This is a genomic window from Rickettsia fournieri (genome assembly GCF_900243065.1).
Taxonomy (GTDB): Bacteria; Pseudomonadota; Alphaproteobacteria; order Rickettsiales; family Rickettsiaceae; genus Rickettsia; species Rickettsia rickettsii.
Genome location: NZ_LT978482.1, coordinates 1,922 through 22,820, shown reverse-complemented (window position 1 = coordinate 22,820; position 20,899 = coordinate 1,922). Strand labels below are relative to the sequence as shown.

The window sequence follows — 20,899 nt, the reverse complement described above, 5'->3', positions numbered from 1 at the left end:
AAATAAATGACTAATACTAAAACTTTAGAAGCAAATATTAGCTTTGAAGAAGCTTTAAAAGAGCTTGAGGAAATTGTTAAAAAAATAGATAACGGACAAGAGAGTCTAGAGACGGCAGTTAATAGCTTTGAAAGAGGTATTTTACTTAAGAATCATTGTGAGAAAAAACTAAAAGAAGCTCGGTTAAAAATTGAAAAAATTACTAAACTTGCTGATTCTACAGTAGTCTTAGAAGAGACGGAAGTGTAGTGTTGACATAAAGCATACATTGTACTAATATCATAAGATGACAAAGAAATGTAATTATAGCTTTTCTGCTGAAAAAAATTATAAGTTAATAAGTGAGCGCAAGGTAAGTTTTGAAGAAATAATATCAGTTATAGAAAGTAATTGTTTATTGGATATAATAGAACATCCAAATCCTAATAAATATTCAAAGCAAAAAATGTATATAGTTAAATTTAATGAATACGCCTATTTAGTGCCTTTTATTATTGAAGTTGATGGAACAGTTTTTTTAAAGACTATTATTCCACGTCGCAAAGCTACTCAGAAATATCTAAAAATAGGAAAAAGTAATGAGAAATAAAGAGAATATATCAAATATAATACTAGATGCTGAAGAAAACGCATTGCTGGAGTCTTTTGAAAATGATGAATGGCAAAGAATTAAAAATTTTGAACAAGAGAAACATATAGCACAAGTGGCAGCAGCTAGTTATTTAAAAAAAGATACTCGAATAAATATTCGTATTTCTAGTAGTGATTTAATGAGAATAAAACAAAAAGCTGCTTATGAGGGATTACCTTATCAAACTCTTATTTCTAGTATATTACATAAATATTCAGCAGGACATGGTTAATAATACCTATGTAATCATATAATTGACTTTATCTATACCGTTCCTAATATTGTTTTGATGAGTTTTTGTGCTGGATGTTTATATTTAACAAAATACATTATTCCTAATAATTTTCAAAAAGAAGAGCTTGGAAGTTTTGGTGGGTTTTTATCGGGTGTAGTTTGTAGTATGTATGCGGTATCAACCGGTTTTGTATTAATTTATTTACTCGGTAATTTTAATAAAGCACAAGAAGGGGTGGCAGCAGAATCTATAGTGTTGATGAGGCTTGCAGATAGTGTAGGTTGGCTTCCTCATGAAATGAGACCTACAATTTATCTAGATATTAAAAATTATACCAAAGGTGTAATGCAGCGTGAATGGCAATTAATGAAAGACGGCAAGCAAATCGGTCATGAAGCTCTTAGTTTCCTCCAAGATATTAATAAGAGACTACAAGCTTATAAAGCAAGCGAGCAAATGCAGCTATTGACTAAGCAGGAAATCATCATTGAGGAGATAAAAGAGCTTTATACAGTAAGGTATAACAGAAATGTCCTATTTCCCCTTAAATATTCAATATTGGATAGTTGTATGTATAATGACTGCTATTAATTTAATTTTTGTCTGTATGCTTGGCACCAAGCTTTATTTACATAAGATTTCGGTTGGTTTAGTTTGTATCACTTCATCATCAATGCTTTTGTTATTATTTATATTAGACAAACCTTTTCGAGGTCCTTTCGCCGTAAATCAATATGACCTTATTAAGGCTATACATTATATTGAGAGATTAAATTAGTGATATCTGTAACAACATAACGCCATAATTTATCCATGCCTTTAGTAATACCTATACGAGCAGTAGTAGAGTAGGGTAGCTTTAAGCCGATATCACCGACAAAAAATTCGTTGTTATTTATAAGATCGCATTTATTATGAGAAATATTAATTCCTAAATATTTGCATAATTTACCCGGACCGTTGAGGTATAGATTTTCAGGCGAAATAACATGTACGCCTCTTATTAAGGTCGCAGCAGGGAAGCCTTGAGCTTCGGTTACGAAATTTAAACAATAATACATTCCGTAAATTAAATAGACATAGCTAAAGCCTGCAGGACCAAACATTATATCCGTTCTTTTTGTTCGCCCTCTTGCTGCATGGCAAGCAGGATCATTCTGTCCTATATAGCTTTCAGTTTCAGTAATGATAGCTGTTTTACCTTGGAAATAAAGAGCTTTACCGATTAACTCAGTGCTTACTACATTAGTATCTCTTGCAAAAAATTCACGAGGTAAAGGGATTAGTTTATTCATGTTTTTGAAAAAAATATTTAAATTCTTATGCCATTTTGTAGGAGTGAAGTTAGTAATTTCATATTCAGCTATATTATTTATATAAAAAGGATCTTCTCTTAATATATCTTTAAGCTGACTTAGTTTTTCTATATTAGCTAAAATAATACCGCCAATTCTTGGATGTATAGGACCTAATAAAATATCCTTTATCATAACATGTATCTAAACATTTTCTATGTTCCGTAATAAATTTTTCAACAGAAGAAAGGTCTAAGCCTAAGGTATATTTAAGGTTTACAATAAACATAATTTATATTTTTTTATTAAGTGTTTTAGAATTTTTTATAGAGATTGGAACGGTATCATATCCGCCGTCGCAAAACGGTTGACATTTGATGATTCTTTTAAAGGTAAGCCACAAGCCTTTTATGCTGCCGTGTATTGATATAGCTTCTTTGGCATATTCAGAACAAGTGGGGTGAAACCGGCAATTATTGCCAAGTAGTGGAGAAATGAAATATTGATAAAATCTAAGTAATAATAATAAGATTCTAGTCATTTTGAAGTTTGTCTATTATTTTTCCCATTTTTTCTTGAGTTAGATCTTCATAATAATCGTCATTAATCTGTACGACCGGAGCGTTAACGCATGCTCCCAAACATTCTATCTCGCTTAAAGTAAATTTTTGATCTTCAGTAGTTTCTTTGAGTTTTACACCTAATTTCTTTTCGCAAATTTTCATTATATCATCACTACCACGCAGCCAGCAAGGAGTAGTAGTACATACTTGAATATGATATTTACCAACTCGCTTTAAGTTAAACATAGTATAAAATGTTGCAACCTCATAAGCCCGTATATAAGGCATTGCTAACATATTTGCGACATATTCGATAGCAGGAACAGGTAGCCAGCCGCCGTTTTGACGTTGTGCTAGATCAAGCAGCGGAAGTATTGCACTTCTTTTTCCATGCGGTGGATATTTTTTTATAATCTCTTCTGCTAGATTTAAATTTTTCTTATCAAATGTAAAATTTGTAATTTTTGTATTCATATATTTTTAGTACGGTATAGTTTTATGTCATTCCTGCACAAGCAGGAATCCATAGAACTATTTAATTAAATCTTTCCATTCAGGATTAGTTTTTTCTATCAGTTCTATTTTCCCACTACGTTGCCATTTTTTCAAGTTTTTTTCTCTTGTAAGTGCTTCTTGAATATCAGTAAATTCTTCTTTATAAACAAGCTTTATAATATTATATTTTGCGGTAAAACCTTTTATTATTTTTTGTTTATGTTCATAAGCACGACGTATTATATTATTAGTAATACCAATATATAAAGTACCATGCTTATTAGAGCATAATATATATACCCAATACATTTTTTTGTTTTTTAGTTTTATTTTATGGATTCCTGTTTTCGTAGGAATGACAGAGCAACGCAAGTACAAGCCCACGGCATGACAAATATATTACCTATCTATCTCACCAAATACTATATCAAGCGTTGCAATAATAGTAATAACATCTGCCATTAAATGACCTTTAGACATAAAATCTAGTCCTTGCAAATGAGCAAAGCCGGGTGCTTTAATACGACATCTATAAGGTCTATTACCTCCTTGCGAGTATAAATATATACCAAATTCGCCTTTAGGGGCTTCTACGGCTTTATAGGTCTCGCCGGCTGGGACGTCATATCCTTCCGTATAGAGCTTAAAATGATGAATCATTGCTTCCATAGATTCTTTCATTTTGGCTCTTGTCGGTGGTGTTAATTTAGGATCATCGGTTTTAACTGCACCTTTCGGCATTTTTTCTATACATTGCTTGATTATCTTGATTGATTCGTACATTTCAAGCATACGAACGAAATATCTGTCGTAACAATCACCGTTTTTGCCGATTGGTACTTTAAAGTCCATTTCATCGTAAACGTCATAAGGGTTTGACTTACGTAAATCCCAAGCTATACCCGAACCTCTAAGCATTGGTCCTGAAAACCCCCAGTCCATTGCCTCTTTTTGAGACGCAACGCCGATATCTACTAAACGTTGTTTCCATAATCTATTTTCATTTAGTAGACTTTCAATATCGTGAAGTTTAGGAGGAAACTGTTCTATAAACTTATCTATATCCTCAAGTAAACCTTCGGGTAAATCTGCTGCAACCCCGCCCGGTCTAAAGTAGTTTGAATGCATACGAGAGCCGGAAACATGCTCGTAAAATTCCATGATCTTTTCTCGCTCTTCAAAGAGCCATAATAAAGGAGTAGTAGCACCGATATCTAAAGCTTGGCTGCCAATATTCAAAGTATGGTTCAAAATCCTTGTTAGTTCTGAGAATAGTACCCTGATAAACTTAGCTCTTCGTGGGACTTCGCATTCTAATAACGACTCGACAGCTAAAGCAAATGCATGTTCCTGACACATCGGTGAAACATAATCAAGACGATCAAAATATGGTATAGCCTGCAAATATGTTTTATGCTCAATAAGTTTTTCCGTACCACGATGAAGTAACCCAATATGAGGGTCGGCATTATTTACTACTTCCCCGTCCATCTCAAGGATTAACCTTAAAACTCCGTGAGTTGCCGGATGCTGTGGACCAAGGTTTAGAGTTATAGTTTTGGTGTTGTTAGTCATAGTATTTTTCCTACTGTCACCTAGTTCGCTTGACCACGGGGTCCAGTCTTTTTTATTTTTTCTGGATCCCGTGATCAAGTCACAGGATGACATTTATTTTATTTCTGGATTCCTGCTTTCGCAGGAATGACATCGGTTGCCTTCTCATCACCTGGCAATACATAACTCGGGCTATGCCAGTGCGAGCTAAAATCAAACTCACGATATTCTATGTCTAAATCGACCGGTTCATAAGCTACTTTCTTTAGCTTCTCATCATATTTAACTTGTGTATAGCCTGTTAACGGGAAATCTTTACGTAATGGATGCCCCTCAAATTCGTAATCGGTTAGTATGCGTCTTTTATCGTCATTACCCTCGAAATTTACCCCGTACATATCATAAACTTCACGCTCATACCAACAAGCGGCACTAAATATATTCATTGCTGAAGGTATAGTTTCTTTTTCAGATATATATACTTTTATTATAAGACGCTTATTTAATTTTAAGCTTAATAAATTATATACTACTTCAAACCTTTTATAGTCAATTGATTTGGACTCGCCTACATTGTCGCTCGTCGCTTTCCTATTAGTTATAGGCTTCGCGCCTTGCTCCTTGTGGCTAAGCCCAACTGAATTGACTACGTTATTCTGAGGAAAATCAGCTCCAAATAAATCAGTAAGTAAAGTGAAGCGTAATTCTTCCGATTCTTTTAGAGCTTTTAAAAACGGCAATAAAAAATTCGGCTCGATTTTATAAGCTAGGTAATCTTTAACCGTGATCGGAGTTATTAAAATGCTAGATTTAGCTGCAAGTCTTTCAATGAGTTTGTCTAGCGTCATACTTAAAACCTGTAGTGCGTTTAATTTTTTTCTGTAACTGCATAAGCCCGTAAATTAATGCTTCAGCGGTAGGAGGGCAGCCAGGGACATATACGTCAACCGGTACGATTCTATCACAGCCACGCACTACCGAATAGGAAAAGTGGTAATAGCCGCCGCCATTGGCACAGCTACCCATTGAAAGCACCCATTTAGGTTCAGCCATCTGATCATATACTTTACGTAGAGCCGGTGCCATTTTGTTAGTAAGCGTTCCTGCAACTATCATAAGGTCGGACTGTCTTGGACTTGGTCTAAATAACATACCGAAGCGATCCATATCATATCTACTTGCTGCTGCCTGCATCATCTCAACAGCACAACAAGCAAGCCCAAAAGTCATAGGCCATAAGGAATTAGCTCTCGCCCAGCCTATAACGTCATCAACTTTAGTGAGTAAGAATCCTCTATTAGAAAGCTCATTACTTAATAATTCGTCTTCTTGATAAAAATTATTTTTCATATTACTACCAGTCTAAAGCTCCTTTCTTCCATTCATATATGAACCCGATAATAAGTACGAATAAGAAAAACATCATTGAGAAAAAGCCTATTTTACCTATCGTATTAAGACTAATAGCCCAAGGCACTAAAAATGCAATTTCAAGATCAAAGATAATAAATAAAATAGCAACTAAGTAAAAACGTATGTCAAATTTTGCTCTTGCATCGCTAAAAGGCTCAAAACCGCACTCATAAGGTTCTAGCTTATCTTTATTATATTTTTTTGTCGATAATAGGTTAGGTAGAATCATTATTAAACCGGAAACCAATACCGCAATACCGAAAAATATAGCAATCGGTAGATATTCTTGTAAAAGTTCTGAGTTTTGTAGCATATGTTTTTTATTATATTGTTCCGTCATTGCGAGAAGAATTGCACAGTAATGCGACGAAGCAATCTCAGGATATTTGATGAGATTGCCACGCAGCCTACGGCTGCTTGCAATGACGTAGATTTAATGACACTTAACTCTATATTTACCTCAAATAGCATCAATTATCAATGATAATATCAGGTTTAACTAGTAGCTTCATTAAAACTAGTACCCAAATACCGCTTGATATCCACCATATTTGCCAAATATTATATGAAATCATGCCGATAATATAGTAATTTATAAAACATGCATAGGAAATTGCTTTGAAATTTTTATTTTTGAGATTACTAATTTGTTTGAGATATTTATAAACTAAGCATAAAAATAATATTAAACCTATTATACCGAGTTCAAGAGTAATTTGTAATATATTATTATGAGGATGAAGCGGCAAAGGATGCCATTTTTCTCCGTTGTAATCGATCATTTCACTATCATCAGCTTCGATATATTTAGAAGAAGCTAAGCCATAGCCTAAAATCGGCTTTTCAATGATTTTGTTTGCGACGAAATGCCAAATAAATAAACGATGAGCAGCGGAAGGTTGTGTAGCTAAATATTGTTCAGATAAATCTTGTGGTTCTATTTGTTTAGCTATCACAGGAAATAGTAACGAGCCGGTAATTAAACTTATTGCGATTAATTTGAAAAATATCGGCTTCATAAATCGTGTTAAAATAAATATTACTCCTCCTATACCGAAGCCTAAAAAACTTGCTAAACTATCGGAAATACTTAGTAAATAAAGTACTAATATATATAGCATTAATGCATGTCGTTTTTTACCGTTAGAAAGTAAAATTATAATCGCTACCCAAGCGGTAATTGAAAGTAAAGCACAACCACGATCTAGCATATATAAGCCAAAACTAGTTTTGAATATTCTTGTTAAAAATCCATGAGAAGAATATTCGATGAAGAATAATAATATTGCTGTGAGAATTCCGAATATTAAGGCTTTTTTAAGCTGTAAGCGATTTTGAAAAGGAGAAGAATTACTAACTGCAAAGCCAAGAAATAAGAGTATAAAAACTTGAGTAAAAGTAGCTAAGCTATTAATAAGATGAATTGCGAATAAACAAGATATAAAGCACCAAGCGGTGAATAACATTGTCATCCCGTGAGCTTGTAGTGGGATCCAGTCTTTTTTTATTTTTTGGATACCGTGGTCAAGCCACGGTATGACATTGTTACTGGATTGCCACGCTCCTTTCAGTCGCTCGCAATGACTATTAATACTTCGCAGGAATGATATAAGCAAAAAAATTGTAACAGTAGCTGCAGCGGATAAGCCCGCCAGCATCCCAAGGCTTGGAATTAAAAATATTAAACTTGAAATTAAATATTGCATCTAAAAACAATCTTTAGCAAAAATTTCGTAGATTGGGTGTTCAAACGTTGAAAGTGAAATGCTTGAAGAAATCATCCATCCTTGAAAGAGTAAATTAGGATCTTCGTCTATTTTATATTCCGTTATGGTCATCAACAAATAATTATCTTCATTATATGGATCAAGGTTTTTTATACATTTGTGCAATTTGATTTTTATATTACCAAAATATTTTTCTTCTCCGACTTTAAAATCTATCTCTTCAGAAGTAGCAGTAATGTTATTTAGAGCAATAATTTTGCCATTTGTATAATTCTTAAACTCAGAACTATCATTAATATTATCGTTTGGATTTAAAATAGGATGATTTTCATCAAGAGGGATAAATACGTCATTTTCAATATCTTCGGTTGTAGTAACCGACTCTAAATTTTCTGCGAATATAGGAAAATTAATGCATATAGTAATGATAAAAATAATTTTTAGTAATTTCATAGATAAATATATTATTTTTCAAAATTATATACTATAGGGGATTAATGGCAATGATAATTTATGATAAGGTTTTAAGGTCATTGCGAGCGATTTCAAGGAGCGTGGCAATCTCAGGAATCTTGCCTGAGATTGCTTAGTCAAAACTTACAATTTTTCCTCGCAATGACGATGTAGGTACAATATGCTCCACTCTAAAGAACTCTTAAATTCTATTTTACGACAGGATTTTCATAGTTTTATAATTAAGGTATTTAATACTATTAATCCTGGAGCGGAGTATTATCCAAGTAAGCATATAAGAATAATTACCGATTATTTAAATGCCGTGTAAAGCGGTGATATTAATCGTTTAATAATTAATATACCGCCAAGGAGCTTACTACAATCTATTTGTGTTAGCGTTGCTTGGCCTGCTTATTTATTGGGGGTGAATCCTACCAAAAGGATTATGGTTGTCAGCTATTCTCAAATACTTAGCATTAAACACTCACTAGATTGTCGGTTCATTTTAAATTTTGATTGGTATAAAGAACTTTTCCCAAGTACTATCCTTAGTAAACCCCATAATCAAAAAAGTAAGTTTTTAACGACAGCTAATGGCTTTAGATTTGCAACATCGGTTGGAGGATCAGCAACAGGTGAGGGCGGTGATATCTTAATGATCGATGATCCTCATAACCCCACGCAAATTCATTCTTATAAAATACGTAAGAAAGTTATAGATTGGTTTGAGCAAACTTTTGTTAGCAGACTAAATAATCGTAATAAGGGAGCGATAGTTTTAGTTATGCAGCGTCTGCATACGGATGATTTATCCGGTTATCTACTTAATAATAGCAATTCATGGCATCATTTAAAAATTCCGGCGATTAGCATTCAAGATTACTCCTTTAAATTAATGAATAAAGAATATCAATATCTTAGTGGTAAAGTTATTAGACAGCTATAAAGAACCTCCTGATTGTTTAATGAAATTAGAGCAGGAAATAGGTAGCTATAATGATAATGCTCAATATTTACAAGAACCGATAGCACAAAGGTCATCGTTACTGAATATGGAAGATATTAGCTTTTATGAAAATCTACCTTCAAGATTTGATTATTTTGTGCAAAGCTGGGATACGGCAATTAAGATTTCCGAAGATTCCGATTATAGTGTTTGTAATATATGGGGGATTCTTGAACAGAAATATTATCTAGTATCATTAGTACGGAAAAAAATTAATTATCCTGAGCTTAAGAATTTGACGGAAAAACTAACTAGAGAATATCAGCCAAAATTTATATTAATCGAAGATAAAGCAAGTGGTCAACAATTGATTCAAGATATAGGATTTTTAGGTGGTAATATTAGAGTGATAGGGATTAAGCCAAGCTTTGATAAAGTTACAAGATTCGCCTCGGTAGTTCCTTTATTTCAATCAGCTAGTGTTCTAATACCTAAACAATCAAGCATAATTTTAAAGGAATTACTGAATTTTCCCCATATTAAAAATGACGATATAGTAGATTCAGTTAGCCAGTTCTTGAATTTTATGAAGGATAAATCGTTTAAATATCCTGCAAGGATTAGGAGTTTAATATAAAAATAGTTGCTTTTTTGTATGGATGTTGGTAGTATTTACGTTATTCCCGTGAAAGCGGGAATCCAGTACAAATACAATTATCTGTTTATGGATTCCTGCTTTCGCAGGAATGACATAGGATTGTGGTATGATAATGATTAGGCTGGGTAGCAAAGTGGTAATGCCGTGGACTGCAAATCCTCTATTCGTCGGTTCGATTCCGACCCTGGCCTCCATTATAGAAATTAAAACATCTTATGGCATTTATTGCGCAATTCCTAGAAATGCTTTTAGCCGAGAGAGCATTGTCAAAAAATTCAATACTTAGCTATAAGCGTGACTTATTCGATTTTCAAAATTATCTTGCTAAACAAAAATTATCCGAATTAAATATTACTACTGAGAATATTAGAGACTGGATTGAGTATCTAGCAAGTAATGATTTGCAAGCACGCTCAATCAACAGAAAAATCTCAACTATAAAAAGTTATTATGAATTTTTAATTAGCGAAAACCATACCGCGTTTAATCCGGTTCTTAACGTAGATTTGCCCAAATATCAAAATAAACTTCCCGAAATATTATCTATAACTCAAATTAAATCGTTACTTGAACATTGCTCTCACGATAATTCTCCTGAAGGTATCAGGCTTAATGCTATGATTCATTTGCTTTATGCTAGTGGTCTTAGAGTCTCGGAGCTTGTTAGTCTTAAGCTTGCTGATATTCTGACTAATAAAACGTCTAAAGGAGAAGTAAGAAAAATATTTTCGGTACTTGGTAAAGGTAATAAGGAAAGAGTCATAGTAATAAATGAACAGGCAGTTATCAGTATTGCTAAATATCTTGCAATTAGAGATGTTTTTGTGAATAAAGCTAAACCAAGCAATCTAATTTATTTATTTCCCTCATCAGCTTTAGCGGGTTATATGACTAGGCAAAATTTTGCTATTCTGTTAAAATCTGCTGCCCTTTATGCAGGACTTAACCCTGAGTATATTTCTCCGCATATATTACGTCACAGTTTTGCAAGTCATTTGCTTGAGGGCGGAGCAGACTTAAGAGTAATTCAAGAGCTGCTTGGTCACGCTGATATATCTACTACCCAAATATATACTCATCTTCAAACTAATCATCTCAAAAAAGCATTGTTGCATCATCCTCTCAATAAAAATTAATTTATCTTAATCTTCTATAAAGTACTTGTTAATATTTCTTAACTAAATATAATACTCCTTATTAAATGTAAGGAATAAATTATATGAAGCTAAAAGACATTATGAGCTCTTGTATTAGTAAACCTAGAGAAATTGAAGAAGAATATCCTGGATTAGCTCAAAAGAAAGAATCAGGATACAATGTTTATGCCGGGTTAGGATGCAAAAATCAAGAAGTAAAATTTAGCAACTATTATGAGTTACTTAAAAAAATTCAACAAGGAGAAATAACTTTAGAAGTTCTAGAAAATTTAAGGAAATTAAAAATAGATGATAAAAAATCTTTTCTAGCAGATGTAGAAGAGATTATATCTAACAATAGGTTACATGAGCTTAATGCAACAATAATGAAACATGCTTTAGATTTAGTTGATTATAAAGATGCAGCTTTTTTACTTCGTAGAACAAAAGAGGATAGTATATTTCGAGATCTAATATATTTAGAAGCAAAAGAAAACATGTTGACTGTAGAAATTGATAAAAAAGGAACTTTGAAAATTAACCTTCCTAGTGGGGTACTTGAGCTTTACAAGCTATTAATTGATAATTTCTATTTGAAAAAATTTGCGGAGGAGGCATTGCAGAAAAAATTATATCAAGCATTGTTCAGTGATCTCAACATTCCTTTTGAAGAACTAATTGAAAAAAAGGAATTGCAGAAAAAATTATATCAAGCATTGTTCAGTGATCTCAACATTCCTTTTGAAGAACTAAATTTTTTTGAATATTTTATGGAATGCTTAAAAGGCTTGTATATTAAAAATAGTTTAGCACAAAGCATAATGAGTTTATTTGTAAGTAGAGATATTAAAGAACATGCTGTATGTGAAGAATTACTTGAATTAGATACATTTAAAAAATTATTTGAGGCAAAAATGTCATTATATGGAACTTCTGATGATTCTAAATTATTAGTAGTTGATTATGTATTAAATGATGTACAAGGTGTTTATATTACCAATTTAGCATCTTCAAATATTTTAGATTTAGTAATGCATAGTCAATCGAATAATGAAACAATAGAATCAATAGAAATTTTGGGTAATAGCTCAGAACCAGTATGACTTTGCTAGATACTGTTTTAAAGTTTTGATTATAAATATAGTAAAAACATCTAGAAATTAATTTAATCTATCATTAATATTTAAATAATTATAAGTGAGATTAATACTAAATATGGCTACAAAAAATAAAAAAGAAACAGTGAATACTGAAACAAAAAATTTAGCAAATTTAGTTATCCAAGAAATAGGTAACAAAAATTTTGATTTTGTTGTTTTGCAAAAGATGCAGCAGGCTTTTAGTACTGCAAGTAAGCAAAAACAAAGAGAAGCTTTTATAAGTTTGTTAGATAAAAAGCTTAATAAAGAGCAATTACATAAACTCAATCAAGCAATAATGGAAAATGCAAATGAATTAATGCCGGATAACGATCCTAATTTCGTTTGTCGTACTCCTAATAATAAAGTTTTTCAAGAAATATTATTATTGGAAGCCAAACGTTCAGGTATGAAAGCAAAATTTAATGATAAAGGAGAATTACAATCTCTTGATGTAAAAGATATAACACAGGAAATATTAGATCACTATCGTATTTTACAAGAAAAATTTTATCCCAAAAGAGATTCTAAAGATTTGATAGATAGTAGAATAGCTCAAAGTATTAATTTTTTATTATATGCTCCACTTTTCCGAGAATCAGATATATATACAAAATTAGGTTTAAAATCTGCTGAGATAGAGCGAGAAATACAAGATCCTAACGGTAAGTATGCTAAACAATTAGTAGATGCTAAAATAGGAACTAATATAAATTTTAATACCAAAGAAAATTTAGAAAATAAAGCACATGAAGGAAAAGAAACTAAGATATCTTCAATAATTGAAAAAGCAATAACAAAACTCAAGAAAGACAAAAAAGTAAATATTGAAGATAAGAGACAAGGAGAAATAAAAAGGCATTTATCTAAATCCTTAGAAGGAGCTTCTGATTATATATTAACATTCAAAAAAAATGATTTAGTAGATGTAATATATCAAGGATTAGATAAAAGACAAACTTGGTGGTCAAAGATTGTTAATTATATAGGTAAAATCATATTCCATTTCTAAAAAAAATCTTGAGAAAATAGGCACAATAATAAATAGTGAAATGAAAAATTCTCATACTCCTTTAAAGATAGAAGTACAAGAACAGTTAAAACAAATCTCAAAAGAGTTAAATAGATTAAATAATCTGGTATTGCCGTTAGAGGCTAAAAAGGTTCAGGAAAAATCTAAAAAACCGCCTGTTCCTCCAAAACCTGAACACCTCAAAAAAAGAAATCATGGATTGTGATGATTTTGTTGTGTGACTTGAAAAATACAGTTGTCATCCCGTGATTTATTCACGGGATCTAGCTTAAAATACTAATATTATTAGTATTTTTTATTGTTTGTATGGACCCCGTGGTCAAGCCACGGGGTGACACAGTGGATTTTATTGGTCCACACAAGCAAGTCTTTTGCGGGAATGACATTAATCCCTACAATAATTTATAATTTATTACTTCCCATAATATTATAACCGCAATCTACATAATGGATTTCACCGGTAACACCTTTAGATAATTCACTAAATAAATATACTGCTGCTCCTCCTACATCTTCTTGGGTAGTATTACGTTTTAACGGTGCGGTTGCAGCGTGAGATTTAAGCATAGTACTAAAATCACCTATTGCACTAGATGCTAAAGTTTTGATAGGTCCTGCCGAAATAGCATTTACCCTAATATTATTTTCTCCCATATCGTTTGCTAGATATTTTATACTAGCCTCAAGTGCAGCTTTGGCTACTCCCATAACGTTATAATTAGGTATAACTTTTTCAGCGCCGTAGTAAGTTAATGTCACAATGCTTCCGCCGTTATGCATTAAGGCTTCTGCGGACCTTGAGAGTTCTAAAAGAGAGTAACATGATATATGTAAAGAATTATGAAAATTTTCTAAGCTAGTATAAACATAACGTCCTTTTAATTCATTTTTATCGGCAAAAGCCATACCGTGAAGTAAGAAATCGAAGCTACCCCATTTCTCTTTTATATCATCAAATAAATTACTAATTGATTTTGGCTTCGTAACATCAAGTTCGCTAACAAAATTACAACCTATTTCCTCAGCGAGTGGTTTAACTCGTTTTTCTAGTACTCCCGATTGATAAGTAAACCATAGCTCTGCTCCGTGTTTTTTAGCAAGCTGTGCAATCGCCCACGATATTGACATATTATTTGCAATACCTGTAATTAAGCCTTTTTTTCCTTGTAGTAATCCTGTAGTCATTTATTTACTCATTATATTAAAACTTGCTGAAATGATAGCATGATGTATTATTTTGTAAACAAATAATCGATAAAAATGTATAAACCTAAAATCATATGTTTACTGCTCGGGATATTAAGCGGTTTAGTTTTTGCTCCGACTTTCTTTATACCGGCATTATTAACGTTATCTTACTTATGTTATATAGTTCAAAAATCCGAAAATTGGCAAGAAGCCACAAAATTTGGTTATTTATTCGGTTTTGGGCATTTTTTAAGTGGAATATATTGGATAAGTATCGGTGTTAGCGTTTATATTGCAGATTTTTGGTGGGCAATTCCTTTTGCGTTATTTGGACTACCTATAGTTTTAGCTTGCTTTATATCAGCAAGCTGCACGCTTAGTTTTTTTGCTAAAAATAATAAATATTACCAATTTATATTCTGTTTATGTTGGGTATTATTTGAGTGGGTACGTTCGTGGATTTTTACCGGTCTTCCTTGGAATTTGATCGGTTATGCTTTTTCGTTTTCAGATATTTTAATACAGCCTTTAAGTATAATAGGGATATATGGGCTTAGTTTTATAGTTATATATATTTCTACATCAGCTTATCCTTTATTTAGCAAGCAATTTACTCAGTTAAAAATATTGCTAGCTAGTTCAGTCCTAGTATTAACCATCATTGTCATTTACGGAGCAGTAAGGCTAAGTAATAACCATACAAATTTCACGGATATAAAAGTACGATTAGTGCAACCTTCAATACCTCAAACCGAAAAATGGAATGAAGAAGAATTTTGGCATAATTTAATGCTACATATTAATTTATCGGAAAATTTGGAACCTACCGATTTAATTATTTGGTCTGAGGCAGCATTAGTAGTACCTGATGATATACCGCAAGTTAAATCAAAATTATTAAAAATGCTAAATTCTACAAATGCTATTTTGATAACAGGAGGAATTTCGGATAATAAAAAACAAGGTGATGAGTTTGAACTTTACTCAGCTATGTATGCTCTTGATAAAAATGATCATAAATTATTTGAATACCATAAATCACATTTAGTACCTTTCGGTGAGTATATGCCCCTTAAAAAGATACTACCGTTTAAAAAATTAACTCATGGTTTAATTGATTATAAAGAAGGAAACGGAGGGCTTGTTTATCTTGAAAAATATAATCTTAAAATTAAACCTTTGATTTGTTATGAATCTATTTTTTCTGATTTTGTACGGACTAATAATGAAATAGCCGATGTAATAATTAATATTACAAATGATGCATGGTATGGTAAATCCAGCGGTCCATATCAGCATTTTCATATTAGTAGAAGTAGAGCCGTAGAGAATGGTTTACCTATGATTAGAGTAGCGAATAACGGTATTTCAGCTATAGTAGATCCTTTTGGCAGAACAATAAAAAAACTAAATCTAAATGAAATAAATTATACTCAAGGTTTAATTCCTAAAAAACTAATCTCTCCCACTATATTCTCGCAATTTGGTAATTTTACTATTTTATTACTCATCGTTTTTATACTTTTAATTAATTATTTATTAGCCTTGATTCTTGATAATCAAAGGGTTTTAGCATTATTATATTAAATTTTTAATAAAGTTGCTTGATTAAATATAAAGTAATATATACTACATTTAAAGTTGAATAGCCTTTATTAATAATTAATTTTAATTAATTAAAGCTTATTGTTAAAATGAATGATTCAATAAAACATCCAGACAAACTCGCAAGTGAACGTTTAAAAGAACGACGTCTTGCTGTAGGTATTAGCCAAAAAGAATTAGGGCAAGCTTTTTCGATATTAGTGCTCTCCAAGTTAAAAAATATTAAGAAGGTTTAAGTAATATACCTATAAGTAGGTTATATGTTTTTGCAAAAGTTTTAAATACGCCTTTAAAATATTTCTTTAATAGTTCTGAAGAAGAAAAGTTAAAAGCTGACAATGAAAATACTCCTAATAATAAAATTGAATATCTATTCAAAGAAATAGAAAGTGATTTCTTAAATAATATTGCTGAAGAAGAAGGGCAATATGAACATGACGTCTCTTTTGATTATAAATGAATTATCAAGGACTATGGAAAGAGCACTTTTATCGTTAACTAGAGCATTTACTAGAGTACAAAATCCAAATATTAGAAAAATAATCATTGAACTTGTCAGATCAGTATAGATACCTTGTGAATAATATTTAAATTTTCATTGACTTAGCATTACCAAAGTATTAATTTTGGTTAAGGTTTAGTAAATTCTGAACTGTCAACAATTATTAAATATATTGGAGGAAGGTTATGAGTAAAAGTAAGGCTATTGAAAATAACCGGTATTAGTAATACCAATAGTCCAAATGGTAAATATATGGCCCCAAGACCGGAAGGAGTAAAACCTACCTGTGTAGTAATTACTTATTCTGTAAGCAAGGATATTAAGGCTGTTCGTGAAGTATTGGATGAGCGAGGTGCAAGTGTTCATTACATAATTGATAAGGATGGGACTCAAAAAGAATATCATAATGATTTAACAGATCAAGCTTTTTATGCAGGCAAGAGTAGTTGGAAAGGAGAAGTAGGTGTTAATAAGTTTGGTATTGGAGTCATGCTTATTAATGATGCAAAAAGTGATTTTCCTGAAGAGCAAATAGGGAAATTAAAAGAATTTCTTAAGGATGTAGCAGAAAGATATCCAAATTTAGATTTAAAACATGATTTAGTCGGTCTTGGTGAAGTAACTGTAAACCGAGAAGTCAATGCTCATATAGCTCCTGGATCAAAATTTCCTTGGAAAGAATTAGCTGAAGCTGGTTTTGGTAGATATTTTGAGACTACGCAAGAGCAAAAGAGTGAATTATTATTAAGTCTTGATAGTACTGGAGAAAAAGTTAATACTTTACAGGAAAATTTAAAAGAATATGGCTATGGAGTAGAATCCACAAGTACATTTGATCAATTTACTCAGCAAGCAGTTAGAGTATTTAATGATCGTTATGGTACAGGTTTACCAAACGAAGAGCCACCTGTAAGTTGGACTGAAAGCAGGTCAAGATGTTCTATCGCAATTACTAGGGCAAACGGTATTAGAACAAACAGAAAATGCATAGTTTAAGAAATGAATTCCTTTTTCATTTTATAAGCCTTGCTGCATGGGTACTGAATCGTCATTAAGAGGATGAATGGCTTGTTTAGGTCATTCCTGCGTGGATCGATTCCACCCCTGTCATCCCGCGACTTGATCGCGGGATCCAATTTAAAATACTAAAAATTTAGTATTTTAAAGTTACTTTTATGGATGCCGTGGTCAAGCCACGGTATGACACCAAATACATTTTTCGATCTACGCAACAATGTTATGCGGGGATGACATCGAGTAGGTTTTTTGTAGCCGTGCAACAACTTTATGCAATAATAACGTTTCGTAAAAGCGGTTATGACATCGAAGTATAGGCTATCTCAAGTAATTCTTTTAGGCAATACTATTTATTGGTTATTGACATAATCTAAAAATGGTGCTAAACATTAAAAATTAAGAGGCTATCTGTAAATAAGTTTTAATTAGCCTTAAAATTTATTTACAGATAGCCTCTAAGGTAGAGCTTTCTTGACTATTTAGATTCTAGTCAAAGCAAGATAAGTTTTTTATCTTTACTTTATATTTCTACAGTTAAAAATATTTATGATATCTTTAAAGGTTAATAGTTTAATACAAAATTGGCGTTGGCGTAGATAATTTTTTGCGTTTATGTGTTTGCTATATGCAAATTTAAATTTTGATTATTAAATTATAACTTATAACAGGATATTAAAATGTTTATCTCTAATATTTTTCAAAAATTTTTTTCTTTTCTTTTTGTTTTATTCATCACAGCTGCAGTTTATGCGGATCAAAAAAAAGTAGCAGTCATTGTTCCACTTGAACATGCCGCAATGACTGAGATTATATCAGGAATTAAAGAGTCGCTAAAAGATATAGATGCAGAAATTATAGTTAAAAATGCTCATGCTGATTCTAATATTTTACTTGCCATTATAAATAAAAGATCAGGATATTGATGTAATAATTCCAATAGGTACGACAGCCAGCCAAACTGTTATTTCTCATATAACAAATAAACCGATTGTGTGTGCTGCTGCTATGATTAATAGTAAAAACCTACCTTTAGTTACCGGTGTTAACGATGAGATACAAATCACTGACACCATTAGTAAATTACCTTTTTTACAGAATATCACTTTAATTTATAGCAGTAGCGAGAAAGTTATACCTGAAGTAGAAATGTTAAAATTATATGCTGGAAAAAACAATATTTCTCTGTATACGGTAATGATACAAAATTTCAATGATATGCCTGTGGCTGTAAAAAATGCTCCTGAAAATACGCAGAGTTTTATAATTTTGAAAGATCATTTAATAGTCAGTGGGATTAATATTTTAAAGCAAGAAGCATTTAAACGCCGTATTCCGATAGTTGCTTCCGATGAAGGTTCGGTAATTAGCGGGGCAACTATTGCGGTAGGAGTACAAGAGAAGCAAATAGGCGTAGAAGCAGGTTTAATGGCAAAAAAAATCTTACAAGGAATAGAACCGAAAGATATTCCATTTGGGGATATGAAAGACTTAACTTTATTTATTAACCTTAAATCATTTGTTAAACAAGATATTCTTACTAAAGAAAATTTATCCGTACTTCCTTTCGCGCGTAAAGAACTTGAAGAGTAGTAACATGAACATTTTAGTTACTGCTCTTGAGCAATCCTTAATAATGCTGCCGCTTATTTTAGGGATGTATATAAGTTATCGGATTCTCAAAATTACCGATCTTACCGTAGACGGTACTTATGTACTTGGTGCGGCAGTGTTTGCCCGCAGCCTTTCATTTGGGTTATTTCCTGCATTAATATTTGCCGTAATAGCAGGCGGAATTATAGGCAGTATAGTTAGTATTATGGGACTGTTGCGAGATAATTTTTAATAGTAAAATGAGAGGAAAACAGATAAATAAATATTTAGCTCTGTCCAAATATTTTTAAAAAGAAATTCTGTTTAATATTGAGATAAAATTTATTCAATAGTATAGTAATTTAATAGAGATTTGTTTACAGAGTTAGGATTTTTATTAACAAATTTCTCTAAGCTATTAAAGTTGTTAAAACCACTAATCGTTTTAAATTAAAACATATGGCATTCATAAATTCAGAGAATTGATTTTTGGCAATTCCTATATATCTAACCCGTTTATTATCTTTTGAAAATACCCTCTCAAAAGGTGCTCTGATTTTCGTATAATATTTATCAAGGTCAAAATTCTTATCTTTCATATTATTTTTCTTTATTGAGCAAAGATGGAACCCCTTTTTAGCTGCTGCATTCTTGGCAGAGATTGTACAATAACCTTTATCAACATATGTAGCACCGGAGCTTGGCATAACATGCTTAAAACCTTTGCTATCAGTAACATTTGCAGGGGTAACTGCAACCTTATTGATCATTCCTGATTGAATATCGACACTCACATGTTTTTTATAACCATACCAAAATTTATTTGCTCCCTTACAGCCAATTTTAGCTTGTTTATCCTTTACAACCTTAGGCAGAGTCTCATTATTCAATTTATCATATTTTTGTGTTCTTAGTTTATCACGTTCCTCCCAAAGATTAGCTTTTGAGATTAAATGAGAAGCATCTACAAAGGTAAATACTTCACCCATATAGCCTTGTGCTCGTAGTTGATCTCGGAATTTTACAAATATTTTTGATAGTAAATTAGTGCCTATTTTTTTACGTATTTTACTAAATACACTATAATCAGGCGTCTTCTCTGTAAGAGCAAAATCACAAAACCATTTTGCCGCTGTGCTATCAGCTAAATAACGTTCCAATTCCCGATCCGATAAGTCTTCCATAAATTGCAGCAGCAAACATTTAAACAGCCTCACTATACCATAGCCTTTATAGTTAGCTTCGCATTCTACTGCTAATAACTCAGCTTCAACTGCTTTAAAATTGAATAAACTTTTGAATTTACGATATTGATGATCCACACTTATTAACTCATCTAAACTTACCATTATCATTTGATACTCAGACATATGAACATATTTTTTGTTTTTTTTAATTATACCTGCTATCCTCTCATCTCGCAACAGTCCCATAAAGAAAGAAATTTGTTAATGGAGAAGTTAGCAAATAANTTATGAATGCCATATGTTTTAATTTAAAACGATTAGTGGTTTTAACAACTTTAATAGCTTAGAGAAATTTGTTAATAAAAATCCTAACTCTGTAAACAAATCTCTATTAAATTACTATACTATTGAATAAATTTTATCTCAATATTAAACAGAATTTCTTTTTAAAAATATTTGGACAGAGCTAAATATTTATTTATCTGTTTTCCTCTCATTTTACTATTAAAAATTATCTCGCAACAGTCCC

General features: G+C 31.8%; 21 protein-coding genes, 1 tRNA gene and 5 pseudogenes. 15 read left to right on the top strand and 12 right to left on the bottom strand.

What is annotated here, in order from left to right:
• Positions 1 to 6: 6 nt before the first annotated feature.
• From C4Q30_RS00165 to C4Q30_RS00150, 4 genes and pseudogenes are all read left to right on the top strand, one after another.
• On the top strand, positions 7 to 249 hold the full coding sequence (locus tag C4Q30_RS00165; RefSeq protein ID WP_014014175.1) for an exodeoxyribonuclease VII small subunit: 243 nt from the start codon (positions 7 to 9) through the stop codon (positions 247 to 249).
• Between the two features lie 37 nt (positions 250 to 286).
• Positions 287 to 589, top strand: coding sequence for a toxin (locus C4Q30_RS00160; protein ID WP_103896844.1), 303 nt, complete (start codon positions 287 to 289; stop codon positions 587 to 589).
• A complete protein-coding gene (locus C4Q30_RS00155) occupies positions 579 to 863 on the top strand; it encodes a CopG family antitoxin (RefSeq protein ID WP_103896843.1) in 285 nt (94 codons plus the stop codon). The genes C4Q30_RS00160 and C4Q30_RS00155 overlap by 11 nt, the downstream gene beginning before the upstream one ends.
• Positions 864 to 920: 57 nt before the next feature.
• Positions 921 to 1,644: pseudogene (locus tag C4Q30_RS00150) on the top strand (bestrophin-like domain).
• Here the strand turns inward: C4Q30_RS00150 and C4Q30_RS00145 are convergent.
• The 10 genes from C4Q30_RS00145 to C4Q30_RS00095 form a co-directional block, all read right to left on the bottom strand.
• Positions 1,616 to 2,161: a DNA-3-methyladenine glycosylase gene (locus C4Q30_RS00145; protein WP_103896940.1), complete on the bottom strand. Its 546-nt coding sequence runs from the start codon at positions 2,159 to 2,161 to the stop codon at positions 1,616 to 1,618. The pseudogene C4Q30_RS00150 and the gene C4Q30_RS00145 sit on opposite strands and share 29 nt — an antisense overlap.
• A gap of 292 nt (positions 2,162 to 2,453) precedes the next feature.
• Positions 2,454 to 2,702 (bottom strand): membrane protein insertion efficiency factor YidD, encoded by a 249-nt coding sequence (yidD, locus tag C4Q30_RS00135; protein WP_103896842.1) that lies wholly within the window; start codon positions 2,700 to 2,702, stop codon positions 2,454 to 2,456.
• Complete coding sequence (nuoE, locus tag C4Q30_RS00130) at positions 2,695 to 3,198, bottom strand: NADH-quinone oxidoreductase subunit NuoE (protein WP_016926163.1); 504 nt, start codon at positions 3,196 to 3,198, stop codon at positions 2,695 to 2,697. Before nuoE ends, yidD begins: the two co-directional genes overlap by 8 nt.
• Positions 3,199 to 3,255: 57 nt before the next feature.
• On the bottom strand, positions 3,256 to 3,528 hold the full coding sequence (locus C4Q30_RS00125; RefSeq protein WP_103896841.1) for a GIY-YIG nuclease family protein: 273 nt from the start codon (positions 3,526 to 3,528) through the stop codon (positions 3,256 to 3,258).
• A 90-nt stretch (positions 3,529 to 3,618) separates the two neighbouring features.
• Positions 3,619 to 4,794: an NADH dehydrogenase (quinone) subunit D gene (gene nuoD / locus C4Q30_RS00120; protein WP_103896840.1), complete on the bottom strand. Its 1,176-nt coding sequence runs from the start codon at positions 4,792 to 4,794 to the stop codon at positions 3,619 to 3,621.
• A gap of 98 nt (positions 4,795 to 4,892) precedes the next feature.
• Entirely contained in the window at positions 4,893 to 5,621 is a 729-nt protein-coding gene (locus C4Q30_RS00115; protein WP_103896839.1) for an NADH-quinone oxidoreductase subunit C, read from the bottom strand.
• Positions 5,599 to 6,123: a NuoB/complex I 20 kDa subunit family protein gene (locus C4Q30_RS00110; protein WP_004995988.1), complete on the bottom strand. Its 525-nt coding sequence runs from the start codon at positions 6,121 to 6,123 to the stop codon at positions 5,599 to 5,601. The genes C4Q30_RS00115 and C4Q30_RS00110 overlap by 23 nt, the downstream gene beginning before the upstream one ends.
• Positions 6,124 to 6,127: 4 nt before the next feature.
• Positions 6,128 to 6,499 carry an NADH-quinone oxidoreductase subunit A gene (locus C4Q30_RS00105; protein WP_014014184.1) on the bottom strand — a complete coding sequence of 124 codons (372 nt, stop codon included), beginning with the start codon at positions 6,497 to 6,499 and terminating at the stop codon, positions 6,128 to 6,130.
• A 157-nt stretch (positions 6,500 to 6,656) separates the two neighbouring features.
• Complete coding sequence (locus C4Q30_RS00100; protein ID WP_103896838.1) at positions 6,657 to 7,892, bottom strand: O-antigen ligase family protein; 1,236 nt, start codon at positions 7,890 to 7,892, stop codon at positions 6,657 to 6,659.
• Positions 7,893 to 8,366 (bottom strand): DUF2155 domain-containing protein, encoded by a 474-nt coding sequence (locus C4Q30_RS00095; protein ID WP_004995979.1) that lies wholly within the window; start codon positions 8,364 to 8,366, stop codon positions 7,893 to 7,895.
• 448 nt (positions 8,367 to 8,814) lie between these two features.
• Here C4Q30_RS00095 and C4Q30_RS09300 point away from each other — a divergent pair, with 448 nt between their 5' ends.
• From C4Q30_RS09300 to C4Q30_RS00065, 6 genes and pseudogenes are all read left to right on the top strand, one after another.
• A complete protein-coding gene (locus tag C4Q30_RS09300) occupies positions 8,815 to 9,315 on the top strand; it encodes a hypothetical protein (protein ID WP_245207373.1) in 501 nt (166 codons plus the stop codon).
• Positions 9,290 to 9,952, top strand: coding sequence for a phage terminase large subunit (gene terL / locus C4Q30_RS09295; protein WP_245207372.1), 663 nt, complete (start codon positions 9,290 to 9,292; stop codon positions 9,950 to 9,952). The genes C4Q30_RS09300 and terL overlap by 26 nt, the downstream gene beginning before the upstream one ends.
• Before the next feature lie 140 nt (positions 9,953 to 10,092).
• Positions 10,093 to 10,167 (top strand) — tRNA-Cys (locus tag C4Q30_RS00080).
• Between the two features lie 21 nt (positions 10,168 to 10,188).
• A complete protein-coding gene (gene xerD / locus C4Q30_RS00075; RefSeq protein WP_103896837.1) occupies positions 10,189 to 11,109 on the top strand; it encodes a site-specific tyrosine recombinase XerD in 921 nt (306 codons plus the stop codon).
• An 83-nt stretch (positions 11,110 to 11,192) separates the two neighbouring features.
• Positions 11,193 to 12,212, top strand: a complete 1,020-nt coding sequence (locus C4Q30_RS00070; protein WP_103896836.1) for a DUF5410 family protein — start codon at positions 11,193 to 11,195, stop codon at positions 12,210 to 12,212.
• A gap of 112 nt (positions 12,213 to 12,324) precedes the next feature.
• Positions 12,325 to 13,486, top strand: a pseudogene (locus C4Q30_RS00065) (DUF5410 family protein).
• Between the two features lie 197 nt (positions 13,487 to 13,683).
• Here the strand turns inward: C4Q30_RS00065 and fabI are convergent.
• Positions 13,684 to 14,466, bottom strand: coding sequence for an enoyl-ACP reductase FabI (fabI, locus tag C4Q30_RS00055; protein WP_045805466.1), 783 nt, complete (start codon positions 14,464 to 14,466; stop codon positions 13,684 to 13,686).
• Positions 14,467 to 14,541: 75 nt separating this feature from the next.
• Here fabI and lnt point away from each other — a divergent pair, with 75 nt between their 5' ends.
• The 5 genes and pseudogenes from lnt to C4Q30_RS00035 all read left to right on the top strand — a co-directional run.
• Positions 14,542 to 16,056 (top strand): apolipoprotein N-acyltransferase, encoded by a 1,515-nt coding sequence (gene lnt / locus C4Q30_RS00050; protein WP_103896835.1) that lies wholly within the window; start codon positions 14,542 to 14,544, stop codon positions 16,054 to 16,056.
• 107 nt (positions 16,057 to 16,163) lie between these two features.
• Complete coding sequence (locus C4Q30_RS10135) at positions 16,164 to 16,310, top strand: hypothetical protein (RefSeq protein ID WP_198913010.1); 147 nt, start codon at positions 16,164 to 16,166, stop codon at positions 16,308 to 16,310.
• A gap of 451 nt (positions 16,311 to 16,761) precedes the next feature.
• Positions 16,762 to 17,567 (top strand): annotated as a pseudogene (locus C4Q30_RS00045) (N-acetylmuramoyl-L-alanine amidase).
• Positions 17,568 to 18,270: 703 nt separating this feature from the next.
• Positions 18,271 to 19,183: pseudogene (locus C4Q30_RS00040) on the top strand (ABC transporter substrate binding protein).
• A gap of 4 nt (positions 19,184 to 19,187) precedes the next feature.
• Positions 19,188 to 19,412: pseudogene (locus C4Q30_RS00035) on the top strand (ABC transporter permease); the annotation flags it as partial.
• Between the two features lie 181 nt (positions 19,413 to 19,593).
• Here C4Q30_RS00035 and C4Q30_RS00030 read toward each other — a convergent pair.
• Positions 19,594 to 20,616, bottom strand: coding sequence for a transposase (locus C4Q30_RS00030; RefSeq protein WP_209445172.1), 1,023 nt, complete (start codon positions 20,614 to 20,616; stop codon positions 19,594 to 19,596).
• Between the last annotated feature and the right edge of the window lie 283 nt (positions 20,617 to 20,899).